This window comes from Aliivibrio wodanis (assembly GCF_052920805.1).
The window spans coordinates 587,474-610,677 of the sequence record NZ_JBREXA010000001.1; the positions used below are offsets into that span (position 1 = coordinate 587,474).

A 23,204-nucleotide genomic window follows, 5' to 3' on the forward strand; every position below is an offset into this window, starting at 1 on the left:
CTCAGTTTACACTCAACAAAGCAGATCAAAAACACATTTTCACTTGTTGTCTGCTTTTAGTAGCTGATAAACTTCGCAAAATTTTTATTCTCTATTTCGTAGGCTTGATATGTTAAATAAAAGCATGATCACTAATCTAATCTCACTACTCTTGTTAGCTGTTGGTTATTATATGCAACAAAATATACTGTACTCTATTGGCTTATTTGCTTTTTCTGGCGCATTAACAAACTGGCTTGCTATTCATATGTTATTTGAGAAGGTTCCTGGCTTATATGGCTCTGGTGTTATTCCTGCTCGATTTGAAGAGTTTAAAGCAAGTATCAAGCATTTAATGATGGAACAATTTTTCACAAAATCAAACGTAGATAAATTTCTGTCTAAAGAGATGGCTTCGGCAACCAATATCAATCTTGAGCCTGTAATTGAGAAAATAGATCTCTCTCCTGCCTTTGACTCTTTAGTTGAAGTGATCATGAACTCTCAATTTGGTGGCATGTTAGCAATGATGGGCGGCAGTGAAGCGATTCAACCAATGCGTGAACCTTTTATTGAAAAGATGAAAATATCGATCACTGAAATCAGTCAACAAGATCAGTTTAAGAACGCACTAAAAGAAGAATTAGAAAGCCCTGAGATGATGGATGATATTCAAGTCACTATCGAGGAGATCATTGACCAACGTTTGAACGAGCTTACACCTAAGTTAGTCAAAGAGATGGTTCAGGATATGATTAAAAAACATCTTGGATGGCTTGTTGTTTGGGGCGGTATCTTTGGTGGTGTGATTGGTCTTCTATCTACTCTAGTACAGTAATTCCAAACTACAAATATAAAAATGCCAGCAGTTCAATTAAAGTGCTGGCATTTTATTAGATAAAACATACATTCAACAATTAGTGAATTGGCGCTTCATCGTCTGTATTGAATTTACCAAAATGCGCTTCAAGAATTTCAGGTGTCAATTCACCCGCTTCTTCAAGGCGCTTAAGCTCTGCAACAATGGCTTTTTGCTCTTCAATTGAAGGCAGTGCCACTTCTGGTTTATCTGATTCTTGTTGAACCATGTCTTGTAAATCTTTTTCAACATCACTCATGATTATTTTCCAATTCATTAAAACAATTGAGGCGATTCTACAAGAGATCGCCTCAAAAGGTAAACCTAAAGCCGCAAGTTATACTTTAAATGCACCAACTAATTGATCTAATCGCTGTGAAAGTGCATTCAATTGCTGGCTTGAATCTGCCAACTCTTGTGCTGTAGCCGTGGTTAACTCATTAATACCATTGATCTCTTCAATATTTTGATTAATGGTGTACACCACGGTTGATTGCTCTTCTGTTGCGGTTGCTACTTGCGTATTCATGTCTGAAATATCAGTAATACTTAATGCGATACCTGCTAGAACGTCCGTTGCCGTGTCTGCTGATTTAACACCACGAGCGGTTACTGCATGACTTGCTTCCATTGCGGTTACGGCATTTTTTGCTTCGGTTTGCAGTTGATCAATCATTTTCTGAATTTCATCAGTAGATTCAGACGTACGACTTGCTAGTTGGCGAACTTCATCAGCCACCACAGCAAATCCTCGACCATGCTCACCTGCACGTGCAGCTTCAATCGCCGCATTCAGTGCTAACAAATTCGTTTGGTCAGAAATACCACGAATAACATCAAGGATAGAACCGATATCCTGTGTGGTACCAGCAAGCTGTTCAACAACATGACTCACTTGAACCAAGTCACCTTCAAGTTGCATAATAGCATCACGAGATTCAATTACCGTTTGACGTCCATTTTGTGTACTACCTTCGGCATTACTTGCTGATTGGGCAGCACTCGCGGCGTTAGAGGCGATCTCATGGATGGTTGAACCCATTTGGTTGATAGCAGTTACCACTTGCAGAGTTTGATCACGTTGCATTTCACTATTATCACGAGTCGATGTTGCTTTTAATGCGACATGCTCAGCTGTTGTATGCAGTACATGACCAGTTTCAACCACTTCTGATACAGTGTTGTGAATTTTCTCTACAAAGCTGTTAAAGCCTTTTGAAAGCTCTGCAATTTCATCATTGCCTTTAATTTCGATACGATGAGTTAAGTCTCCCTCACCTTCACCTAATTCACGAAAACGGCAAGCTAGTTCGTTTATCTTGCTAGTAATAGAACCCGCACCCCAAATTGCTAACGTAATAAAGATAGCAATAATCACCATGATTGACATGATGATTTCTTCTGTTGAACTATGTAAGCTTTCAAATACTTCATCTACAGGCACTTCAGCAACGATGAACCACTCCATTGACGGAATGTAATGCGATGCAATAAAGATCTCTTGACCATCTTTCATTATACGGCTCAAGTTAAATTCTTGCTTAGTAAGTAATGCCGATGCCTCAGCGCCAACCACATCACGAATAGATTGCTTACCCATAATACTGTTATTTTTATGGATTTTGATGTCACCATTACCATCCATTAAATAAACAAAGCCTGTTTTTTCAATCGTAAAACCATTTAACAATGACACCATATCATCAAGCGATTTAGAAAAACCAGCCATTGCAGTACCATTTAATTGCTGAAAATTCACAAACAGTTTCACATCACCATTTTGTTCTGTGAATACATTCAGCATACGCTCAGGGCCGCTTTGGGTAAAACCAAAGAACCAACCATCTTGCTGCTGAGTTAACTGACGTAAAAATCCATCTTGATTCCAATAATTCGCATTATTACGGTTAGCTACTGACGCATCATTCAATTGGTGTTGTTGCTTTAATTGCTTAAGTTGTGCAATAAGAATAGTTTGATCTTCCGGAGAGATTGTTGGGTCAGAAATGGCGTCAATGATGAAAGGGTTATTTGCCATTTGTTCAGCAGCAGAAGAAATCACAGCGACTTCAGCATCGACCTCTCCCCCAATTTGTTTAAGAATAGTTGGTAGTTCAAGGGTGGTTAACCGCTCATCTAAAGTTTCGAAAGCTTTGGTTTGGGCAACAATACCCACAAGTGAAGTAGATGCAATAATCGCAATCACGATCCCTGCAACCAGTTTTTGTTTTATTGTTAGATTTATCATATTAATTCCACAGATTTAAATAGACATTTTATGTATCGATAATAAGCATAATAGCTTTAATAAATAGTTACAAATTTATTCATCATTTAGATAGTTGAATTATCTCAATTAACCCTCACTTATTAAGGAACTAATGTGATTTTCATCAGTCACAAAGAAATAATTACTAAGTAATCCAGAAAATGGGTGATATATGCCAGCGTTAAAAATCCAACAGTTACAAACTTATCTTGAATCTCAAGTCATTGGTCAACCTGCGCTTGTTAAGCAGTTATTGATTGCTTTGCTTGCCGATGGTCATATTTTAGTTGAAGGCCCCCCGGGCTTGGCTAAGACTCGCGCAGTAAAAATCCTTGCTGACTCTATCGAAGGAGATTTCCACCGCATTCAATTCACGCCAGATCTATTGCCTTCAGACTTAACGGGAACGGATATTTATCGCCAAGAAACTGGAGAATTTACCTTCCAGCCGGGTCCTATTTTTAACTCATTGGTTTTAGCTGATGAGATCAACCGTGCGCCAGCCAAAGTACAAGCCGCAATGTTAGAAGCGATGGCCGAAAAACAAATTTCAGCGGGTCGTAAAACGTACCAATTACCTGATCTTTTCTTGGTAATGGCAACACAGAACCCGATTGAACAAGAAGGGACATACCCTCTACCAGAAGCGCAACTTGACCGTTTCTTAATGCATTTGGATGTTGATTACCCAGGCGCAGAAGATGAATTAGCTATCCTGCGTTTAAACCGTGGTGAAGCTTTAGGTGAGCAAGCAGTAAAACCTCAGCCCCTAGCGCAAAGTGAAATTTTTGCCGCGCGTAAAGAAGTGCTGTCTATTTATATGGCACCTGAGATTGAGCAATACATTATCCGCATTACGATGGCAACCCGTAAGCCAGAGCAATATTGCCCTGAGTTAGCTAAACAATTAGAGATGGGCGTGAGTCCTCGTGCCACATTAGCGCTTGATCGCTGTGCTCGCGCTCATGCATGGTTAGCAGGTCGTGATTTTGTTAGTCCTGAAGATGTGCAAGCGATGGCCTACCCTGTTTTACGTCACCGTCTGTTATTGAGTTTCCAAGCGCAAGCAGAAGGCACAACGGCAAATAAAGTGGTTGAACGATTATTACAAATGGTTGCGGCTTCTTAGTCGTAAAATAAAGTTATGAATAAGATGACTCTCTCACTACCACCACACAGTAATGGCGTAACATTGTCACTTAATGAATTGGTTCACTATAAGAATCATTCATTACAGTGGCTACCGCCTGCACAATCGGTGTGGTCAAAAATGAATGGCAGCCACCAAAGCCGACAAAAAGGTCGCGGTATGGATTTCTCAGAAGTACGTCAATACCAACCGGGCGATGATATTCGCTCGATTGATTGGCGCGTTACTGCACGTACAGGCAAAACCCACACTAAACTCTACAGTGAAGAGCGTGAGCAACCGACCATGCTCTTTGTCGATGTCAGTGACACCATGCGTTTTGGGTCTCAACTGCTGTTTAAATCAGTTCAGGCCGCGCATTTTGCTAGCCTACTCAGTTGGATAACGTTGACCGCAAAAGATCGTGTCGGTGGAATTATCTTTGATGGTATTTCAACGCTCGATTGCAAGCCCTCTTCTCGCCAGAAGGTAGTGTTACAATTTCTTCAAAAAATCATTGAGAAACATAACACCAATAGTAACTCTGAACCTCAGGATACAGCGCAACAAGTCAGCTCGTTTGTTAAAGGGTTAAGCCAGTTGCAGCGTTTATGTCCTAAAGGCAGTGAGATTGTGATTATCAGCGATTTTTATGCTCTGACCGATGAGTGTAAGGCGATCTTCAGTCAGCTAAGTAAACATAATCGTATTCAATTTGTGATGATAAGTGATCCTCTAGAGCAAGGCTCAACGCGTTTTAATGGTTCTGAATATGTATCAGACAACAAGCGTTCTGCGTGGCTTGATTTCTCTTCATCGTCTACAAAAAAAGCGTTAGAACAACAAGCCAATCTTCATAAAGCGTATGTACAGAATATGGCGATGCAGCTGGGGATTAAATTACACAGTTTGTCTTCAGGCTTGCCACTATTATCGCAACTGACGTCTTCACAAGATCCATCACAACAAGATAAAGGAGTCATGTAATGTCTTTATCTTCAGCCCAACAAGCACCAGCAAGTAACATATTGCCATTGGCGGATATTCATTTACCTGCTGCGCCATCGTGGGGATTATCTCTACAAGGTTATGGTTTGGTTATTGGGTTACTACTACTTACTGCAGCTATTGTGTGGTTTATTCTCCGTAAGCGAAAACAAGGTGCACTTAAGCGTTTGGCACTCAAGCAATTAGCGAACTTAGCACCACAACAAACCAGTGACATTGCGCGATTATTAAAACAAGCGGCATTGAGTCATTTCCCTCGTGAACGCATTGCCTCACTTCATGGTTTAGCGTGGTGGCATTTTGTTGAACAACAGCTACCTGTGAAAAAACAAGCCAATGTCCATTTCTCATCTCGTTCTGACATGTTAGAACAAGCTTTGTATGGACAGCAGCCTTTATCAGAAACCAATCAACAACGTTTCTATGATGATGTGCGTTATTGGTTATCTCATGCTTTGCCTGCAAAAAAAGTAACAATGGCAACAACACAAGGAAATCAAAATGCTTGAATTCGTTTGGTGGTGGGCATGGTTTTTACTGCCTATTCCCTTCCTGTTTTACTTTTTTGTGCCTGAAAAAGACGTAGGTACAGCGATTCATCTTCCTCGACTGCCAGAGCAAGGGGAATATAAGCAACCGAATAAACGCATTAATATCGGTTTATTGTCTGTCGCTTGGCTGTTATTGATTACCGCGTTAGCTCGTCCGGTGTGGTATGGCGATCCGGTTGATATTCAGCCTGAACACCGTGACATGATGTTAGTGGTCGATTTGTCTGGCTCAATGGCGGAAGAAGACATGAAAACCGAGAATGGGGATTTTGTTGATCGCTTAACCGCGGTTAAAAAAGTCGTGTCTGATTTTATTGACGAGCGTAAAGGCGATCGTCTTGGTTTAGTACTGTTTGGTGATCACGCTTATCTACAAACCCCGCTCACCTTTGATAGAAAAACAGTTGAAGAACAACTGGATCGTACTGTCCTAGGCTTAGTTGGGCAAATGACCGCAATGGGTGAAGGCTTAGGGTTAGCTACCAAAACCTTTATCGAAAGCAATGCCCCGCAACGAACCATTATTTTATTAAGTGATGGCGGCAATACTGCCGGTGTATTAGAGCCATTAGAAGCAGCGCAACTTGCCAAAGACAATAACGCCAAGATTTATACGGTTGGTATTGGGGCTGGTGAAATGCAGGTTCGTGGTTTCTTTGGTAATCAAACCGTCAATACCGCGCGTGATTTGGATGAGAAAACCTTGACTGAAATCGCAACAATGACGGGCGGGCAATATTTCCGCGCACGTAACGCCGATGAGTTAGCGCAGATCTACCAAACCATCGACAAACTAGAGCCCATTACTCAAGCAACACAAACGTGGCGACCACATGAAGAGTGGTTCCGCTATCCGTTAATGGGATATCTATTTTTCTTCTTTATTATTGTGGGAGTAAGAAAGCGTCATGGCTAATTTTACTTTTCTATATCCACTGTGGTTCTTAGCCCTTATCCCTCTTGGGATATTGGTGCTTATTCAACGTAAAAACAAAAACACCACAGGGTTGATCGCTCCGCACATTGCCAAACAATTGGGAATGACTCAAAAAACACAAGGCAATGGCTTTACCCTTGGACTTGTATTAGCGTGGTTATGTGTGACTACCGCCCTCGCGGGGCCAAGTTTTGGTTATAAAGACTCACCGAGTTTTCAGCTCTCTGGTGCGCGAGTACTCGTGATGGATATGTCTCGATCAGTGTATGCGACCGACGTAAAACCTAATCGCCTAACCCAGGAGAAATACAAAGCGAAAGATCTACTGCCCTATTGGAAAGAAGGCATGACTGGCTTAGTTGCTTATGGCGCTGACAGTTACTTAGTGAGCCCACTAACTGAAGATAGCCAAACGCTCAATAACTTAATCACTAACCTATCACCAGAGATCATGCCTTATAAAGGTAAAGGCAGTAACTTGTTAGCCGCGGTTGAACAAAGTATTGAGATGATGAAAAAATCAGGCCATCAACAAGGTGACATTATTGTTTTGACTGATGGGATCTCAAATCAACAGCTAGATAAAGTGATAAGCCGCGTTAAAGGCACCAAATGGCGTATCAGTTTATTAGGTATAGGAACTAAAAATGGCGCTCCAATTGAATTGCCTTCTGGTCAGTTGTTAACAAACGCTTCAGGTAAAACGGTTGTGGCGACTTTAGATTCCGATCCTCTAGTAACACTGGCGCAAGCAACCAATGGTGTGGCTCAGCTTATTCAATCGGATAACAGTGATATTGAAACTATTGCTCGCTTAACTAAAACGCCATTAGAGCAAGTAACACAAAACAGTGATACACAAGTGAACAGTCGTGCCAATCATGGCTATTGGCTACTCTTCCCATTAGTGTTGTTTTCATTGCTGTCTTTTAGAAAAGGAATGTTCTTAGCATTATTGTTGGTGTTATTGCCTGTCGATAAGTCCATGGCAAGTACTGATATATCAAGCCACTTACTTTCTGATGATTACACAGCGCATCAACAATTTGAGCAAAAGGACTATAAGGCAGCAAGCGAGCAGTTCAAATCCAAACAATGGAAAGGAGCCGCTCAATATAAGGCGGGAGATTATAAAGGGGCTATTGAGAGCCTAACGGGTCTTGAAGATACTCAATCACAATATAATCTTGCTAATGCCTTGGCGCAAAATGGTCAACTGGAAGAAGCAAAAGAGAAGTATGAGTCTTTATTAAAAACTGCCCCTGATATGAAAGATGCGAAGAAGAATCTTGATGTCGTCAATAAAGCGCTAGAGCAAAAACAGCAACAGCAACAGCAACAGCAACAGCAAGACGATAAGAATAAACAATCGGATCAAAATAAAGACGACAAGCAAGATAAAAAACAGGATAAACAAAACCAAGAGAATAAAGATAGCAAAGAAGGCTCTGAGCAATCTTCAGATTCAAAAGACTCACCATCTCAAGATCCACAGCAGGATCAGCAGAAAAATGAATCTCAATCTGATGATAAAGCAGAGTCTGATAAACAAGATAAGTCAGAGGCTTCTTCTCAAGAACAGCAACAAAAAGATCAAGCTAAAAAGGAACAAGAGAAGAAAGACAAAGAGCAAGCCGCACAAGCTCGTGATGAGAAAGATAAGCAACCTAAATCGGACGAAGAAAAAGAGCGACAAGCTCAAATGCAATCACAACAAGCAAAAGCCGACAGTGACGCAATTAAAACCGATCCTCGTTTACAAAAGTTAGAACAATCAGGCGCAAAAGAAGATGAACTGCTGCGTGCCCTATTGTATCTCCAAGCAAAACAACAAGAAGCACCACAAGCTTCTGAGAATGAATGGTAATTTAAATGAGTATAAGACAAACCAGTCCCTACTCTACTGTAAAGAGTTCGACAATGAAGGTTTCTATGAAAAAGACAGCGCTAATAAAAAAAGTGTTCCTATTCGCTACCTTATGCGTTAGTGGTATTTCGGCAAGTTACGCGCAAGCCATTGCGACAGTGAGTAAAAACCAGATCACTGAAAACGAAGTGATTCAATTAATGGTCTCTGTTGATAAAAATGCAGATCAAAGCAAGTTCGACCCAAGCCAACTCGCGCCTGATTTTCGCAGTGGCCAAGTCAGCTTTGGCAGCTCTCGCTCATTAATCAATGGTGATTATAATGTACAGAGCCAGTGGACTGTAACTATTACTCCAACCAAAATGGGCACGTTAACCATTCCTAGTATGAATGTCGCTGGTGAGCAAACTAACCCAATAACGATTCGTGTGACTAAAGACGCGACCGCGCCAAAAAGCAGCGATGTCATTAAAGTAAGCGGCTCGCTAACTAAAGATGAATTGTATGAAGGTGAGACCGCTCAATTTGATGCCAAAATTGCTATCTTTGCCGATATTCGTCGTTTAAAAGATCCTAACATCATCACGCCGCAAGGTACTGGTATTGAGTTCTCCCCTATTGGTGAAAGCAAACAGTATCAAACCGTGATTGATGGCTTGCAAGCTACTGTCGTTGAACAAGCTTTCAGCGTCAGTGCAAGCCAAGCAGGTAAATTACATTTTGATGGCTTAGCCTTCACTGGAGGATTAGTGCAAACCGAACGTTATGGTCGCAGCACGAAACTGATCCCATTAAACATCAATCCTAAACAGTATCAATTAATGGTACTAGCAAAACCTGCTGATTTCACAGGGACTTGGTTACCGACTACGGATTTAAAACTAGGACAACAATGGCTAGTTGATGGGAAGCCATTATCTGATACTACAATAGAAGCAGGTACTGCCATTACTCGTCAAATAACGCTAATGATGGCTGATGTCCCACCAGAGAAATTACCAAAGCTTGATATTGATTATCCTAAGTCAGTTCGTATGTACGATGAGAAACCTGTAATAGGTAAAGATAGCCAAGGCAATAGCGTGATGACAATTAAACAAGTGATCATTCCTCATAGCAGTGGTTCGGTAAAATTACCTGCGGTTTCAATTCAATGGTGGAACAGTAAAACACGACAATCTGAAGTAGCAAAATTAGATTCATTGGCACTAACGGTGACACCAAGCACTCAAATTAGTGAGCAAAAGATCGACCACCAATCAAATGCGCAGACAGAAACCATAGAAAAACGTGAAGTTGATCATGGTTTTTGGCCATATACAACGCTAGTTTTTGCTCTTTTGTGGTTATTGACTGCTTTTGGTTGGTGGTCAAGTCGTGCAAACGCTCATAAGGGAAGCACGCTACATAATAATCGTCCAAAGGTATTAAACAATGACAGTAAAGCGTTAATTATTGCATTAAATAATAACAATACAATTTTTGCTCATCAGATCTTAGCAGACCATAATCAGCAGTGGATGCAGCAAGGTATTGATGTTGTTAGAGTTAAAGAGTTAATCACTCAACTAAGCCAGCAACAATATGCTGAAAATAAGGGTGATTACTCTACAAAACAAATCATTAGTACTATAGAAAAGATACTTAAAGTACCTACTTATTTTCCTACTCACAACGCTGAACTTGAAAGATTATAACGGTTTTTATTTTCAGTTATATTAATTAAATAGGGATGGCACGCTCTCAATACCATCCCTATTTTTATCTTGCTCAAACACAATTTTCTATTTTCCAAATCTAACTCTACGTCTTGCTCTACCTACTCTGCTTTATTCTCCATAAAAATTAAGCCAATGCTCATTTTAGTTAATGGTTTGCGCAAACGATCCCCCTCAAATATTCACATGAAAATCCAGCAATTCTCACACTATTGTCGATTTACCATTGACATATTGGTCAGAAAACTCAATTATCACCCTATCAAATGTTCACTACCATCGCATTTGCTCAGTATCATCTGAAACGGTGGCAGCGAGACGAACTTTAAATGAAGATGCTTATACAAGCATGTGATCAGTAAGGGTAAGTAGTATGACAACTAAATTAGAACAACTTCGTAAACTAACAACAGTAGTAGCAGACACTGGTGATATTGAAGCAATCGCAAAATACACTCCAGAAGATGCAACCACTAACCCTTCTCTAATTTTAAAAGCAGCTCAAATCGCAGAATACGCTCCACTGATTGATGCTTCTATTGAATACGCAAAAGCGCAAAGCACTGACAAAGCACAACAAGTTCAAGATACGTGCGACATGCTTGCTGTTAGCATCGGTAAAGAAATCCTTAAAGTCGTTCCAGGTCGTATCTCTACTGAAGTAGACGCTTGTCTTTCTTACGACACTGAAGGCAGCATTGCAAAAGCGCGCCAACTTATCAAAATGTACAACGATGCTGGTATTACTAACGATCGTATTCTTATTAAACTGGCGTCAACGTGGGAAGGTATCCGCGCTGCTGAAGTTTTAGAAAAAGAAGGCATCAACTGTAACCTAACGCTTCTATTCTCTTTCGCTCAAGCGCGTGCATGTGCTGAAGCTGGCGTGTTCTTAATCTCTCCTTTTGTTGGTCGCATCATGGACTGGTATAAAGCAAAAGAAGGTCGTGATTTTGAAGCAAGTGAAGATCCAGGTGTTATCTCTGTTGCTGGTATCTACAACTACTACAAAGAACATGGCTACAACACGGTAGTAATGGGCGCAAGCTTCCGTAACATCGGTGAGATCCTTGAGCTTGCGGGTTGTGACCGTCTAACTATCAGCCCTAACCTACTTCAAGAGCTTGAAGAAGCAACTGGCGAAGTGGTTGAAAAACTGATTGATACTAACGGCAATAAAGAACGTCCTGCAGCTATGACTCACGCTGAGTTCTTATGGGATCACAACCAAGACCCAATGGCTGTTGAGAAACTGGCTGAAGGCATCCGTAACTTTGCGGTTGACCAAGGTAAGCTAGAAGACATGATCGCTGCTAAGCTATAAAACTAGAAACTAGAAACTAGAAACTAGAACGCTTCGCTACTATAAGAGCAAAAGCAATCACGTTATAAGTAACACTCTCAACGTGCGTATTCCATGCTCTTATAGTTTCTAGAAGCGAAGCGTCTATAGTTTCTAGCTCATCACCATATTCAAATCGGGTTGAACCTCTCAACCCTTCATTTTCAAATATTCGAGTTAATCATTATGAATCGTAAACATTTAGCAAATGCTATTCGTGCTCTAAGCATGGACGGCGTACAACAAGCAAACTCTGGTCACCCTGGCGCACCAATGGGCATGGCTGACATCGCTGAAGTTCTTTGGCGTTCACACCTAAACCATAACCCTGCAAACCCTGAGTGGGCTGATCGCGACCGTTTTATTCTTTCTAACGGTCACGGCTCTATGCTGATTTATTCTCTGCTTCACCTAGCAGGTTATGAATTACCAATTGAAGAGCTGAGAAACTTCCGTCAACTGCATTCAAAAACTCCAGGTCACCCTGAGTACGGTTACGCACCGGGTATCGAAACAACAACAGGTCCATTAGGCCAAGGCATCACCAATGCCGTTGGTATGGCAATGGCTGAAAAAGCACTTGCTGCACAGTTCAACAAAGAAGGTCACGACATCGTTGACCACTACACTTATGCATTCATGGGTGATGGTTGTCTGATGGAAGGTATCTCTCACGAGTCATGCTCTCTAGCAGGTACATTAGGTCTTGGTAAGCTGGTTGCTTTCTGGGATGACAACGGTATCTCTATCGATGGTGAAGTGGAAGGTTGGTTCTCTGACGACACACCTAAACGTTTTGAAGCATACGGCTGGCACGTAATTCCGGCTGTAGATGGTCACGATGCTGATGCAATCAATGCAGCAATCATCGCAGCTAAAGCAGATCCTCGCCCTACTCTGATTTGTACTAAAACTATCATTGGTTTTGGTTCTCCAAACAAACAAGGTACACATGACTGTCACGGTGCTCCACTAGGCGCTGAAGAAATTAAAGCAGCGAAAGCACAATTAGGTTGGGAGCACGACGCATTTGAAATTCCGCAAGAAGTTTACGCAGAATGGGACGCGAAAGAAGCAGGCGCAACTAAGGAAGCGTCGTGGAACGAGAAATTTGCAGCTTATGAAGCAGCATACCCAGAGCTTGCAGCCGAGTTTACTCGCCGCGTAAACGGTGATTTACCAAAAGAGTGGGAAGAAAAAGCATCGGCAATCATTGCTGATCTTCAAGCTAACCCTGCAAACATCGCATCACGTAAGGCATCTCAAAATGCACTAGAAGCATTTGGTGCTATGCTACCTGAGTTTATGGGCGGCTCTGCTGACCTTGCACCTTCTAACCTAACTATGTGGTCTGGTTCTAAGTCGCTTGAAGCTACTGACTTCTCTGGTAACTACATTCACTACGGTGTGCGTGAATTTGGTATGACAGCTATCATGAACGGTATCGCTCTGCACGGTGGTTTCGTACCATACGGCGCAACGTTCCTAATGTTCATGGAATACGCTCGTAACGCTATGCGTATGGCTGCTCTGATGAAAATTCAGAATATCCAAGTCTACACACACGATTCTATCGGTCTTGGCGAAGATGGTCCTACTCACCAACCGGTTGAGCAAGTCGCTTCTCTACGTCTAACACCAAACATGAGCACATGGCGTCCATGTGACCAAGTTGAATCTGCAGTTGCTTGGAAACTAGCAATTGAACGTCGTGATGGTCCATCAGCACTTATCTTCTCTCGTCAAAATCTTGCACAACAAGAGCGTGATGCAGAGCAAGTGGCTAACATCGCTAAAGGTGGCTACATTCTTAAAGATTGTGAAGGCCAACCTGAGCTTATTTTCATTGCTACTGGTTCTGAAGTTCAATTAGCGGTTGAAGCGGCAGCTCAACTAACAGCAGAAGGCAAAGCGGTACGTGTTGTATCAATGCCAGCAACTGATGCATTTGATAAGCAAGATGAAGCTTACCGTGAATCAGTACTTCCATCAGCAGTAACAAAGCGTGTTGCTATTGAAGCGGGCATTGCTGACTTCTGGTTCAAGTATGTTGGTTTAAACGGCAAGATCATCGGTATGACAACGTTTGGCGAATCAGCACCAGCTGACGAGCTATTCAAAATGTTTGGTTTCACTACTGAAAATGCAGTGAAAACAGCAAAAGAGCTTTTAGCTTAATTGTTAATACTCAAGCCAGAGTCTTAAATATCTAAAACTCTGGTAACAAAAAAGCCTCATCTTCGTTTCATTGAAGATGAGGCTTTTTTAGATCTCTAATTCTATATATCTTGAACTCTGTCTAAATATTATTATTTTAAATGAAATTATTTATCTAAATCATTATTTATTGATTCATATAGCTCTTTTAAAAGAGTTGAATCTATATTAATCAAGCCATCAGAGAGATGTATATAATTACCTTTAGTCACATTTAGTAAAATATTCTTTCTAATACTTTCACTATCTTTAGATTCTTTATTTTGAAAATGAAAATGCTGAACTTTTTCATAGACCATTTCTGATATTTGATCTATTTGCTCTTGTGTTAAACAAACACGAGACATTCCTACTTCAGGTCTAGATACTTGCTCTAACACTTCAACTCGTAATTTCTCGGTAAATAGGCTGTCTAACTTAGAACCTTCAAAGAAGGTGTAATATGGTGGCGTAAGAAAGAAGGGAACCCCATCAGAGCGCAATTCTAAAATCCCCATTATTTCTAATGATCTCAAATAGATATAAACACTTTGTTCGGTTAAATCATTCTCTAACGCAACCTCATCAATGGGACGCCCTTTCACATGTATTTCGTAGAAAAAATCGTACAAGTATGGATGATTAAAAAAAACCTCATCCAACACCTCTGTACGAGTTCCCTCTTCACGATTATAGATATCTTTCGCAATTTGAGACAACTCTTCTAGACTTGTATTTAATACTGTTGCATATTCCATTAATTTATCGATACCAATCGAATTACTATGAAAATGGCGCTTCAATGTTGATATTGGTACATTTACTTTTAATGACAATTCATTATAAGTAAGATCATTTTCTTTTAATTTCACACGTAATGCATTTAATAATAAACTCGCACAAAATCCCATAACTACTTCCTTGCTATTACTTCATTTTTAAGCTTCAACGTTACTTTATATCATTCTTAATTACCAGTTCAGTTTCACTTTTTGACGTCAATGAACTCACAATTTAAAACCAAACTATCAACAGAACTATAAACTATTGCAGAGAATTGCATCAAAGGTTACAAATATGTTGCAACGTCAATATTGTGACGAATAATAAAAAGAACGCTATCTTGCTCATGATGAGTATTTACCATTAACATGGAAGTCATTTATGCGTACCAGAACATTTACAAAGTCAATGCTATCTAGCTTTATTGCTTGTACTTTTGCACTAGCACAATATGCGCACGCAGAAGACAATAGTGATACAGAAGCAGTAGAAAAAATAGAAGCAACAGAAAATAGTGACACAGAAATCGAGAGTAATTGGAGTGGCTCATTATCTCTTGGTTATGATAGTAACTTTTTCTCATCATCAGATTATCGTTCAAGCCGAGCGATCTCTACGCATGGTTCTCTCTATTACTCTATTGCTGATAACTACTCCCTTTATGCGAGCACCGGGGGTTATCGTACCTTACAAAGAGCAGAAGGCTTTTACTCTACAGACACTGTTGTAGGTTTATCGCGTTCATCATTATTTACTTTTGGTGAAACTGGGAAAGTATCAATCAGTGGGCAATTCTCATTACCTACATCAGAGTCATCACAAGACGCTCATTTAAACACAGCATTTCGGGTACAAACTCCAATCTCGTTCAAACTTGCTGATGTCGGCATTACCGTCGCACCAAGAATAAGAAAAAACTTTCATGAATATACGACTTCACCATCAGGTAATGTCAATACCTCGTGGGGTCTCTCTCTTCTCCTTGCTGCTAACTATTCTTATGGTGATGCATTCTTCTCTGCATCAGCATTAGGTGGAACAACCGTAAATTATAACAACCGTTGGGCAGATGGATACAGTTACGGAGGCAGCCTTAGCTCAGGCTATAACCTAAGTGATGCACTCTCTATTTCATTAACACTTGCAACATCAGGTCTTTACACAGATGCAGCCCAAGGCACATTAGGAAGCTTCGATCTCTTTGATGATGCGAAAGCAACCTATTCACTTGGCATGACTTACTCCTTTTAGGGATATAAAAAATACTAATCTACATAAGTAGAACAACAGGATGTGAACAATATGATATTTAGAAAACTTTCTTTAGCCGCGGCGATTACCGCTACTTTAGCTGGCTGTGCGCCAGATGAACAAGAGTATGATGCTCTGGATAAGGACCTTACGGAAGTTCAGGTTCAAGATCTTCGCCTTGATGGACGTTGGTTTTATGCACCAACTACAGGTGCAGCACCTCGCTTTGCCGTTACCCAATTTCCATTTCTACAGGGCATGGGACGCTACGTTGAATTATGTTTCTCTAATGAGGGGCTAGAGGTTCGTGGTTATGATAATAATAACCCTGAGCTAGTACTTCCAAAAGACAAGCAAGGTTTCTGTTTACCTCAAGATGAAAACAACATAGGCTCTGATGATCAGGTAAACTTCCCCCACGTAATGACTATTCCTGGTAGCTACGCAAAATACCAGTGTCGTGAAGATAGCTACGGCGACTGTACAAATGTTGAAGAAAAAGATTCTGATCCAAACCTTGATAATACTACCTTTAGACAGAATACTCACTTCACTCCAGATCCAGCATCAACTCTTGTTAGTGACCTAAATTGGGATGAATTATACGGAACAAAAGATGGTCTAAACCCTCAAGGGGATCCAGAAGTTATCTCATGGGATTTCGATCCTGTTAGCGGTGTTTTGAACTTTGAATTAGAGCAAACCTTTGCAATCGACTTTGATAAGCTATCACGCTATATGGATTGGTCTGCAATGGAAGAAGAGATGGCGAAAGGCTCATTTAAAGCTCGCTTCTTCTACTCATTGGTTCATGAAAGTCATTTAGCATCTGAAGATTATCAACCAATTTTATATCCTGTTAATGATGAAAATGATATCGGTTTCTTCACGACGACAACAAAGAAAAAAGATCCAATTACTAACAAGTATGATTCAGTTACCTATTTAAATCGTTTTAATCCAAATAAAGAAACAATCAAATACTACTTGTCAGATAACTTTTTTGAAGAGAAAAATAAGCTCTTCTTAGACTCAACGATTAATACAATCAACAAAATGAACGATACATTGCGCTTACTTGAGCCTAATTCAAGTAAACCTATGTTAGAGATTGCGAATAAAAGCGAAGCCCTTGGTATCCATGCCGGTGATTTGCGCTATAACGTAATCAACCTTGTTGATGAGCCTCTAGATAATGGTTTATTAGGTTATGGGCCATCTATTGCGAGCCCTGTTACTGGGGAAATCATCAAAGCGCACGTAAACCAATACGCAGGGGTTGCCCGTACTGGTGTTCCTTATTATTGGGACAACATGGCTCGTTTATACAACCGTGGTCAACTAGAGCTTAACGGTCTTGATTCTGACGCTACTCCAAGTGTAGCTTCTCGTGTAGAGCTACAAACCAATAAGAATGTATCTGAAAATCTACAAGCGAATCACTCTGAGCATAATCATGCAACGACCTCTGTAAGCGAGCAAGATGTAGTTCAATTTTTAGCACAACAAAGTCTACAAAATAAATTGAAAACAGCACCAACACAACTTGGTGATGTGCATGATGAAATGGGATTAGAAGAAATTGTACGTGCTGAAGAAGAACGTATCGCTTTCTGGAGTGAAAATAACGTCTACCCTATCGAAGCATCGTGGGTGTCTTCATCAAGTAAAGCGGTAATTGACAACTTACCACTGACTGATGAAGGTTACTTCACAAACATTACCGATCCTGAAACAGGAGTAGTCACAAAAACGCTAAAACCATGGGCTCTACTGCCTGATAACCTACAAGCTATTGCAGCAGATGCGATTACAGTAACAACTTATGCAAATACACTAGTTCACGAACTTGGTCATAACGTAGGTTTACGTCATAACTTTAAAGGCTCAAATGATATTGATAACTACTTATCAAAAGAGCAATCTAAACTTCTTGGATTAAGTAATGTTCCTGCATATAGCTCAACAATGGATTACGCACCAAGCATGCTTGATGAGATCCCAACATGGGGCCTATACGATCTAGCTGCATTTAAATTTGCTTACGCTCGTAAACTTGATCTTGTTGAAGCTTCACCTATGAGTACCGAACAGCAAGCAGCTGAAGGTGGTGAAGCCGCTTATGCTGATTCATTCTACAGCAAATATGGAGCAACAGCAGAAAACGAATCTCTTATGGTTTGTGCTGAGCAATCACCAGTACTTGATGACCAAGGGCAGCCAACAGGTCAATCAAACTATACTTGTGACTTCTCTCGTTTAGATACAGCGGCACTTAATGGTGATCCTCTTGCTGAACACGGTGTACTTTACTATCTAGATGACATTCTTGGTTTTACTCGTAAAGCTTATGGTTTCTGTACCGATGGTAACGTTTCTTTAAACAGTGATTGTAACCGTTTTGATGAAGGGACTAACCTACAAGAAATTGCAACCTATAAATGGCAGCAGTATCTTGACAGTTACGACTCTAGAAATGCGGGATTATACCGTGACGGTACTTACAACTCTGATTACCCTTCATATATCATTCGTCGATTCAGAGAAATGAATACGATTCGTGACATGATTGAAGATAATGAGCGTATTGATCAGTTGTTCCATGACTATGGTGATGCCTCTTCATCAGATAAACCAACTGAGTTCTTACATCAAATAGCTTCAAACCCAAGTACTTGTGTTTACTCTGAAGATCGCGAATTAACGGCGAGTAATTCATGGTTATGTGATTATGCGTATGGCTCTAAAAAAGCATCAGAGTTTTTCTTAGATGTTTTAAGAACTCCTGAATCTCAGTGTATTATTACTGACCGAACTGGTGCAATGCGTAGTATTTCTCTTGGTGAGACGTTAAGTGCTCAAAGCTATAAGATCCCAAGTGATTACGATATTACACGTGCTGATTGTTTTGATGATGTAGCAAAACCAATTATCGAATCATTACACGGAGCTACTGCTATCCACGCAAGCTCAATTAACTCTAAGTTCTTAAACTCAGTAGGCTCATTTGACCCTGCAAACCCATACTCAAATGCAGTTTCGATACTTGGTATGTGGCCTGATAAAGGCTTGGCAAGTTACCAGTTAGCTCGTCGTTATTCATTACGTTACACAGATGAAGGCGCGTTTGCTTCACTACTAGACTTACCGGGTGTGAAGGCAGAATACGATGCAATCATGGCTCATTTAGTTGCCAAAGAGCCACTTGTTAATGCTGTAGATTTTGTAGACAGCACAGGTGCAGCTTATGAACCAACGATTGATGTAAACTTACATGTCACTCAACTGGTTGAGGCATTGCCACCACTGCCACGAGGTATCTTAAACTTTTATGGTTTAACTACATCAGCACGTACAGACATGTCAAACATGATCTTATCAATGGGTACAAAGCAAATGGTAACGGCAGATTACATTTTTGCTGAAACAGCACTGAAGCAAAGAAACAGCTTATCTAAGCAACTTGACCGTTATAACCTATTACAAGGAGATGCATTCAACGTTTCTTTAGAGGGTATTAGCTACAAAATCAATAAAGATAATGTACTAGCAAATCGTGTTGCTTCTAAGTTGTTTACTAGTGATGGATATGATGCAAAAGTAGCACTAGATAACACAACTAGTGACGCTCTTGATAGTATCTTAGTCGCATGGCAACCTGTTGCAGGCTATAAGTCTACGTTCCATACACCAATCCTAGCTCTTGATGCTCCTTTAGTTGAAGTTATTGTAAATTCATATAAAGCACAATTAACCTCAGGAGCAGTAGATGTAAGCGATGGCTTAAGTAATGATGAGTTTAATATCGTAATTAGTGGTGTATTAGCTCAAGATGGTGTTGTTTATGATAGCGTAAGCGGTACGGTAACTTACAATAATGGTAAGGTTCACCAAACTAGTGATGTAATTAATATTATTGATTATACTATGGCATATGTAAACGCTGGTTTAGATACGACACTACTTGCTGTTAGTTATGATTTCTATAACGGCTACACTAATGCAGATGCGTCAAATAAATTTGCATGGAGCCTTTCTCATGGAATGATTAAAGCATACCTTTCAGGTGATTACACAAATATGGTTGGCGAGCACTACGATACACTTCGTAAGCTACCAGTTAAAAACGTGTACTAATTTTTAGAACCTGAAAATAATCACGCAATGAACAAAGCCAGCTTAATTTGAACTGACCCCCAATAATTGGACAACCAATTACTGAGGGTCTTTTTTATGTCCAAATATAGTCGTGAGCTAAAACTAATTATTGCTAAGCAGTGCTTAGTTAGTCGTACATCAATTCAATTATCTAAAGAATATTCGATATCTGCTCGTCAGATACGATATTGGACTCAAGTATTTTCTATCCATGGTAAAAACTCATTTTTACCAACTACACATGCCGATAATGCCAAAACAAAATTACAAGCATTGAAATTAATGTGGACTAACAGTTGGTCTCTCACTCACACTAGTGCAGTATTAAACTTATCCTCCCCTGGCACGCTATCAGTCTGGCTTAAAACATATAATGAAGCGGGGTTTAAGGGACTCAAGAATAGCAATATAGGAAGGCCTTCAATGAAATCATTATCCAATACTACACAAAAATCAGATGACGAAATGACCATTGAAGAGCTAAGAGAAGAGTTAAGTTATTTACGAACAGAGAATGCTGTTCTAAAAAAGTTCGAAGAGCTGAAACAGAAAAAACGCCAACAAACAAAGAAAAAGCGTTAATTGTTTTAGCTCTCAAAGCTAATTACCCTTTAAAATATTTACTTCGTATCACCAGTTTGGCAAAAAGTGTCTTCTATTATCAGGCTCAAATAAGTAGAAGGCCTGATACTTATGAGCATGAGTTAGAGATGATTGAGTCTATCTACCATGAACATAAAGGACGTTATGGCTATCGACGGATCCATTTAGCTATGCGAAGAAAAGGTGTAGAGCTGAATCATAAAACAGTACAAAGGCTGATGGCGCAACTAAACCTAAAATCTATAGTAAGACCCAAAAAATATCGTTCTTATCGAGGAGAGGTGGGTAAATCAGTCCCAAATGTACTTGAAAGGGATTTTAGTGCTACGAAACCAGATGAGAAATGGGTAACCGATGTAACAGAATTTAAAGTTAACGGACAAAAAGTTTACCTATCGCCAGTGGTTGATTTATTCAATCAAGAAGTTATCGCTTATAAAGTGACAAAGAATGCACGTTTACCGCTAGTCACGGATATGCTTAAAGAAGCAATAGGCAAACTAAGTAAGGGCTCGAAGCCAATTTTACACAGTGATCAAGGTTGGCAATATCGACATAAGACTTATCAACAGGAACTTGTAAAGCATAGGCTTCAACAAAGTATGTCTAGAAAAGGAAACTGCTTAGATAATGCAGTAGCTGAAAATTTCTTTGGTTTACTTAAAACTGAAATGTATCATGGATACATCTTCAAGGATGCAGATGAGTTAATAGAAAAGATCGAAGAATATATCGAGTATTACAATACGAAGCGGATTAAGGTAAAACTAAAAGGCCTGACTCCGATAGAATATCGAAACCAGGCCTTACAAGCCGCTTAACTAAAATGTCCAACTTAACGGGGTCACTTCAATTGCTGGCTTTTTTTGTTTTATGTCGCAGGAAGATTAAAGCTGCATTTCAATCAAATTTGCTAATAGAGTTTCACGAGGCTTTTTTATTTCTTAATGATAAATAATCCTTATCGTTGCTAGTTTTTAAGCGTACGAACAGTAATTTCAGAATATTTGGAATACTCCTGATACGTCATAAATGGAACTGGAACAACGACTTGAAATGACAAAGGGTTATTCATGGTGGTATCCTTTTGGGTTACTGAATACTTATTAATGCTAACAAAAACCGTGACATCTCATTTCATGATCTTCCAGAAAAAGCACTTGAAGAAAAAGAACAAGATATAGGTAAAATTTTAGATACTATGGTGGTTCGTTCTTCCGATATAAAAGATGAACGTAAATTCTTTGAAACTGATTCAGGGGCAATTAAAGATAAAGTGAAGTTTTGTGATATGTAGTGGCATAGTGAATTTGGCCACCTAATTAGAAATGATATAATCATTTCAGAATTAAATAGGTGTACATAATGACAAAACGTCCAAGAAAGAACTATAGCGCAACATACAAGTTAGAAGCCGCTCAGTTAGTCATTGAGCAAGGATACTCAATTACTGAAGCTTCCCAGGTTATGAACGTAAGTAAATCCGCGATGACTAAGTGGGTTCAGCAGCTAAAAGATGAGTTAAGTGGAGTGATGCCAGCGGCATCTCCCATCACTCCCGAACAAATAGAAATTCGCGAGTTAAAAAAGAAACTTGCTCGTCTCGAGGAGCATAATGAAATACTAAAAAAGGCTACGGCTCTGTTGATGTCAGACTCACTGAACAATTCGCATTAATAGATAAACTCAGGCAGAGCCACAGTATAAGCATTCTTTGTGAAACCTTTGGTATTCATCGGAGTAGTTATAAGTATTGGAAGGCAAAACCAAGAAATATTGACGGTGAATTATTAGAGCTATACTCAGAAGTTAAAGAAGTACATCGCATTAGTAATGGCTCTGCTGGGGCGAGAAGTATAGCAAAAATGGTATCCCAAAGAGGGATACCACTTAGCCGCTATCGTGCGACTAAGTTAATGAAATTGCTTAATTTAGTAAGCACGCAAATACCGAAGCATAATTATAAGAAAGCGGATCATGAGAGTATTATTGCCCCTAATTTATTGAAACGACAATTTGACGTTAAGCAACCAAATCAAATTTGGTGTGGTGATGTCACTTACATTTGGATTGGTACAAGGTGGGCTTATTTAGCTGTTGTTATTGACCTATTTTCACGAAAACCGATTGGTTGGTCATTGTCACTTTCACCTGATAGTAACCTTACAGCGAAAGCACTTTCAATAGCGTATGAATTACGAGGAAAACCATCAAATGTCATGTTCCATAGCGATCAAGGTTGCCACTATACAAGTTTAAAGTTCAGGCAAAAATTATGGCAATATCAAATAACTCAAAGCATGAGTCGTCGTGGTAATTGCTGGGATAATAGTCCAATGGAAAGATTCTTTAGAAGTTTAAAAAGTGAATGGGTTCCTAAGAATGGATATAAAAGTTTTGCTGAAGCAAAACATTCAATAACCAAATATATAATTGGTTACTTCAGTAATATCAGGCCTCATCAGCACAATGATGGATTACCACCTAACCTTGCAGAGCAACAATATTGGTTAGAATATAAAACGGTGGCCAGTTTTACTTGACCACTACAATA

Annotated in this window: 16 protein-coding genes and 1 pseudogene; 14 read left to right on the forward strand and 3 right to left on the reverse strand. The window is 39.9% G+C overall.

The window, feature by feature from the left end:
• Window positions 1–109: 109 nt before the first annotated feature.
• Window positions 110–817 carry a DUF445 domain-containing protein gene (locus ACU5DF_RS02910; protein WP_045103808.1) on the forward strand — a complete coding sequence of 236 codons (708 nt, stop codon included), beginning with the start codon at window positions 110–112 and terminating at the stop codon, window positions 815–817.
• Window positions 818–896: 79 nt separating this feature from the next.
• Here ACU5DF_RS02910 and ACU5DF_RS02915 read toward each other — a convergent pair whose 3' ends face one another.
• The gene (locus ACU5DF_RS02915; protein WP_045103807.1) at window positions 897–1,097 is read right to left on the reverse strand and encodes a hypothetical protein; all 201 of its coding nucleotides are present in this window, start codon (window positions 1,095–1,097) and stop codon (window positions 897–899) included.
• A gap of 78 nt (window positions 1,098–1,175) precedes the next feature.
• Entirely contained in the window at window positions 1,176–3,086 is a 1,911-nt protein-coding gene (locus ACU5DF_RS02920) for a methyl-accepting chemotaxis protein (protein WP_446711699.1), read from the reverse strand.
• Window positions 3,087–3,279: 193 nt separating this feature from the next.
• On the opposite strand from ACU5DF_RS02920, the gene ACU5DF_RS02925 reads away from it, so the two are divergent.
• The 8 genes from ACU5DF_RS02925 to tkt all read left to right on the forward strand — a co-directional run bounded on the left by ACU5DF_RS02925 (window position 3,280) and on the right by tkt (window position 13,837).
• Window positions 3,280–4,236 (forward strand): AAA family ATPase, encoded by a 957-nt coding sequence (locus ACU5DF_RS02925; protein ID WP_446711700.1) that lies wholly within the window; start codon window positions 3,280–3,282, stop codon window positions 4,234–4,236.
• Window positions 4,237–4,251: 15 nt separating this feature from the next.
• Complete coding sequence (locus ACU5DF_RS02930) at window positions 4,252–5,223, forward strand: DUF58 domain-containing protein (RefSeq protein ID WP_446711701.1); 972 nt, start codon at window positions 4,252–4,254, stop codon at window positions 5,221–5,223.
• Window positions 5,223–5,753, forward strand: a complete 531-nt coding sequence (locus ACU5DF_RS02935) for a DUF4381 domain-containing protein (RefSeq protein WP_446711702.1) — start codon at window positions 5,223–5,225, stop codon at window positions 5,751–5,753. The genes ACU5DF_RS02930 and ACU5DF_RS02935 overlap by 1 nt, the downstream gene beginning before the upstream one ends.
• On the forward strand, window positions 5,746–6,711 hold the full coding sequence (locus ACU5DF_RS02940) for a vWA domain-containing protein (RefSeq protein WP_446711703.1): 966 nt from the start codon (window positions 5,746–5,748) through the stop codon (window positions 6,709–6,711). The genes ACU5DF_RS02935 and ACU5DF_RS02940 overlap by 8 nt, the downstream gene beginning before the upstream one ends.
• On the forward strand, window positions 6,704–8,599 hold the full coding sequence (locus ACU5DF_RS02945; protein ID WP_446711704.1) for a vWA domain-containing protein: 1,896 nt from the start codon (window positions 6,704–6,706) through the stop codon (window positions 8,597–8,599). The genes ACU5DF_RS02940 and ACU5DF_RS02945 overlap by 8 nt, the downstream gene beginning before the upstream one ends.
• Window positions 8,600–8,664: 65 nt before the next feature.
• The gene (locus tag ACU5DF_RS02950) at window positions 8,665–10,296 is read left to right on the forward strand and encodes a BatD family protein (protein ID WP_446711705.1); all 1,632 of its coding nucleotides are present in this window, start codon (window positions 8,665–8,667) and stop codon (window positions 10,294–10,296) included.
• Between the two features lie 394 nt (window positions 10,297–10,690).
• Window positions 10,691–11,641, forward strand: a complete 951-nt coding sequence (tal, locus tag ACU5DF_RS02955; protein WP_446711706.1) for a transaldolase — start codon at window positions 10,691–10,693, stop codon at window positions 11,639–11,641.
• 204 nt (window positions 11,642–11,845) lie between these two features.
• Complete coding sequence (tkt, locus tag ACU5DF_RS02960; RefSeq protein WP_446711707.1) at window positions 11,846–13,837, forward strand: transketolase; 1,992 nt, start codon at window positions 11,846–11,848, stop codon at window positions 13,835–13,837.
• A gap of 146 nt (window positions 13,838–13,983) precedes the next feature.
• Here tkt and ACU5DF_RS02965 read toward each other — a convergent pair whose 3' ends face one another.
• Entirely contained in the window at window positions 13,984–14,766 is a 783-nt protein-coding gene (locus tag ACU5DF_RS02965) for a helix-turn-helix domain-containing protein (protein WP_446711708.1), read from the reverse strand.
• Between the two features lie 253 nt (window positions 14,767–15,019).
• Between ACU5DF_RS02965 and ACU5DF_RS02970 the strand changes: the two genes are divergently transcribed.
• From ACU5DF_RS02970 to ACU5DF_RS02990, 5 genes and pseudogenes are all read left to right on the forward strand, one after another.
• Window positions 15,020–15,889 (forward strand): hypothetical protein, encoded by an 870-nt coding sequence (locus tag ACU5DF_RS02970; protein WP_446711709.1) that lies wholly within the window; start codon window positions 15,020–15,022, stop codon window positions 15,887–15,889.
• Between the two features lie 51 nt (window positions 15,890–15,940).
• Window positions 15,941–20,026 carry a zinc metalloprotease gene (locus ACU5DF_RS02975; protein ID WP_446711710.1) on the forward strand — a complete coding sequence of 1,362 codons (4,086 nt, stop codon included), beginning with the start codon at window positions 15,941–15,943 and terminating at the stop codon, window positions 20,024–20,026.
• Window positions 20,027–20,122: 96 nt separating this feature from the next.
• Window positions 20,123–20,629 (forward strand): helix-turn-helix domain-containing protein, encoded by a 507-nt coding sequence (locus ACU5DF_RS02980; protein ID WP_446711711.1) that lies wholly within the window; start codon window positions 20,123–20,125, stop codon window positions 20,627–20,629.
• A pseudogene (locus tag ACU5DF_RS02985) lies at window positions 20,593–21,471 on the forward strand (IS3 family transposase); the annotation flags it as partial. The gene ACU5DF_RS02980 and the pseudogene ACU5DF_RS02985, both read left to right, overlap by 37 nt.
• A gap of 544 nt (window positions 21,472–22,015) precedes the next feature.
• Window positions 22,016–23,193 (forward strand): IS3 family transposase gene (locus ACU5DF_RS02990; RefSeq protein ID WP_446711485.1). Its coding sequence is split into 2 segments (ribosomal slippage): window positions 22,016–22,283 and window positions 22,283–23,193, totalling 1,179 coding nucleotides; the frame shifts between segments, so codons are not numbered across the junction.
• Window positions 23,194–23,204 lie beyond the last annotated feature (11 nt).

What these genes read in the sequence shown, in the direction of transcription:
- ACU5DF_RS02935 (WP_446711702.1), top strand. Translation starts at nt 5,223, where the DNA reads ATGTCTTTATCTTCAGCCCAACAAGCACCAGCAAGTAACATATTGCCA.
- ACU5DF_RS02965 (WP_446711708.1), bottom strand. Translation starts at nt 14,766, where the DNA reads ATGGGATTTTGTGCGAGTTTATTATTAAATGCATTACGTGTGAAATTA.
- ACU5DF_RS02970 (WP_446711709.1), top strand. Translation starts at nt 15,020, where the DNA reads ATGCGTACCAGAACATTTACAAAGTCAATGCTATCTAGCTTTATTGCT.
- ACU5DF_RS02945 (WP_446711704.1), top strand. Translation starts at nt 6,704, where the DNA reads ATGGCTAATTTTACTTTTCTATATCCACTGTGGTTCTTAGCCCTTATC.
- ACU5DF_RS02915 (WP_045103807.1), bottom strand. Translation starts at nt 1,097, where the DNA reads ATGAGTGATGTTGAAAAAGATTTACAAGACATGGTTCAACAAGAATCA.
- ACU5DF_RS02910 (WP_045103808.1), top strand. Translation starts at nt 110, where the DNA reads ATGTTAAATAAAAGCATGATCACTAATCTAATCTCACTACTCTTGTTA.
- tal (WP_446711706.1), top strand. Translation starts at nt 10,691, where the DNA reads ATGACAACTAAATTAGAACAACTTCGTAAACTAACAACAGTAGTAGCA.
- ACU5DF_RS02920 (WP_446711699.1), bottom strand. Translation starts at nt 3,086, where the DNA reads ATGATAAATCTAACAATAAAACAAAAACTGGTTGCAGGGATCGTGATT.
- ACU5DF_RS02975 (WP_446711710.1), top strand. Translation starts at nt 15,941, where the DNA reads ATGATATTTAGAAAACTTTCTTTAGCCGCGGCGATTACCGCTACTTTA.
- tkt (WP_446711707.1), top strand. Translation starts at nt 11,846, where the DNA reads ATGAATCGTAAACATTTAGCAAATGCTATTCGTGCTCTAAGCATGGAC.
- ACU5DF_RS02980 (WP_446711711.1), top strand. Translation starts at nt 20,123, where the DNA reads ATGTCCAAATATAGTCGTGAGCTAAAACTAATTATTGCTAAGCAGTGC.
- ACU5DF_RS02925 (WP_446711700.1), top strand. Translation starts at nt 3,280, where the DNA reads ATGCCAGCGTTAAAAATCCAACAGTTACAAACTTATCTTGAATCTCAA.
- ACU5DF_RS02930 (WP_446711701.1), top strand. Translation starts at nt 4,252, where the DNA reads ATGAATAAGATGACTCTCTCACTACCACCACACAGTAATGGCGTAACA.
- ACU5DF_RS02940 (WP_446711703.1), top strand. Translation starts at nt 5,746, where the DNA reads ATGCTTGAATTCGTTTGGTGGTGGGCATGGTTTTTACTGCCTATTCCC.
- ACU5DF_RS02950 (WP_446711705.1), top strand. Translation starts at nt 8,665, where the DNA reads ATGAAAAAGACAGCGCTAATAAAAAAAGTGTTCCTATTCGCTACCTTA.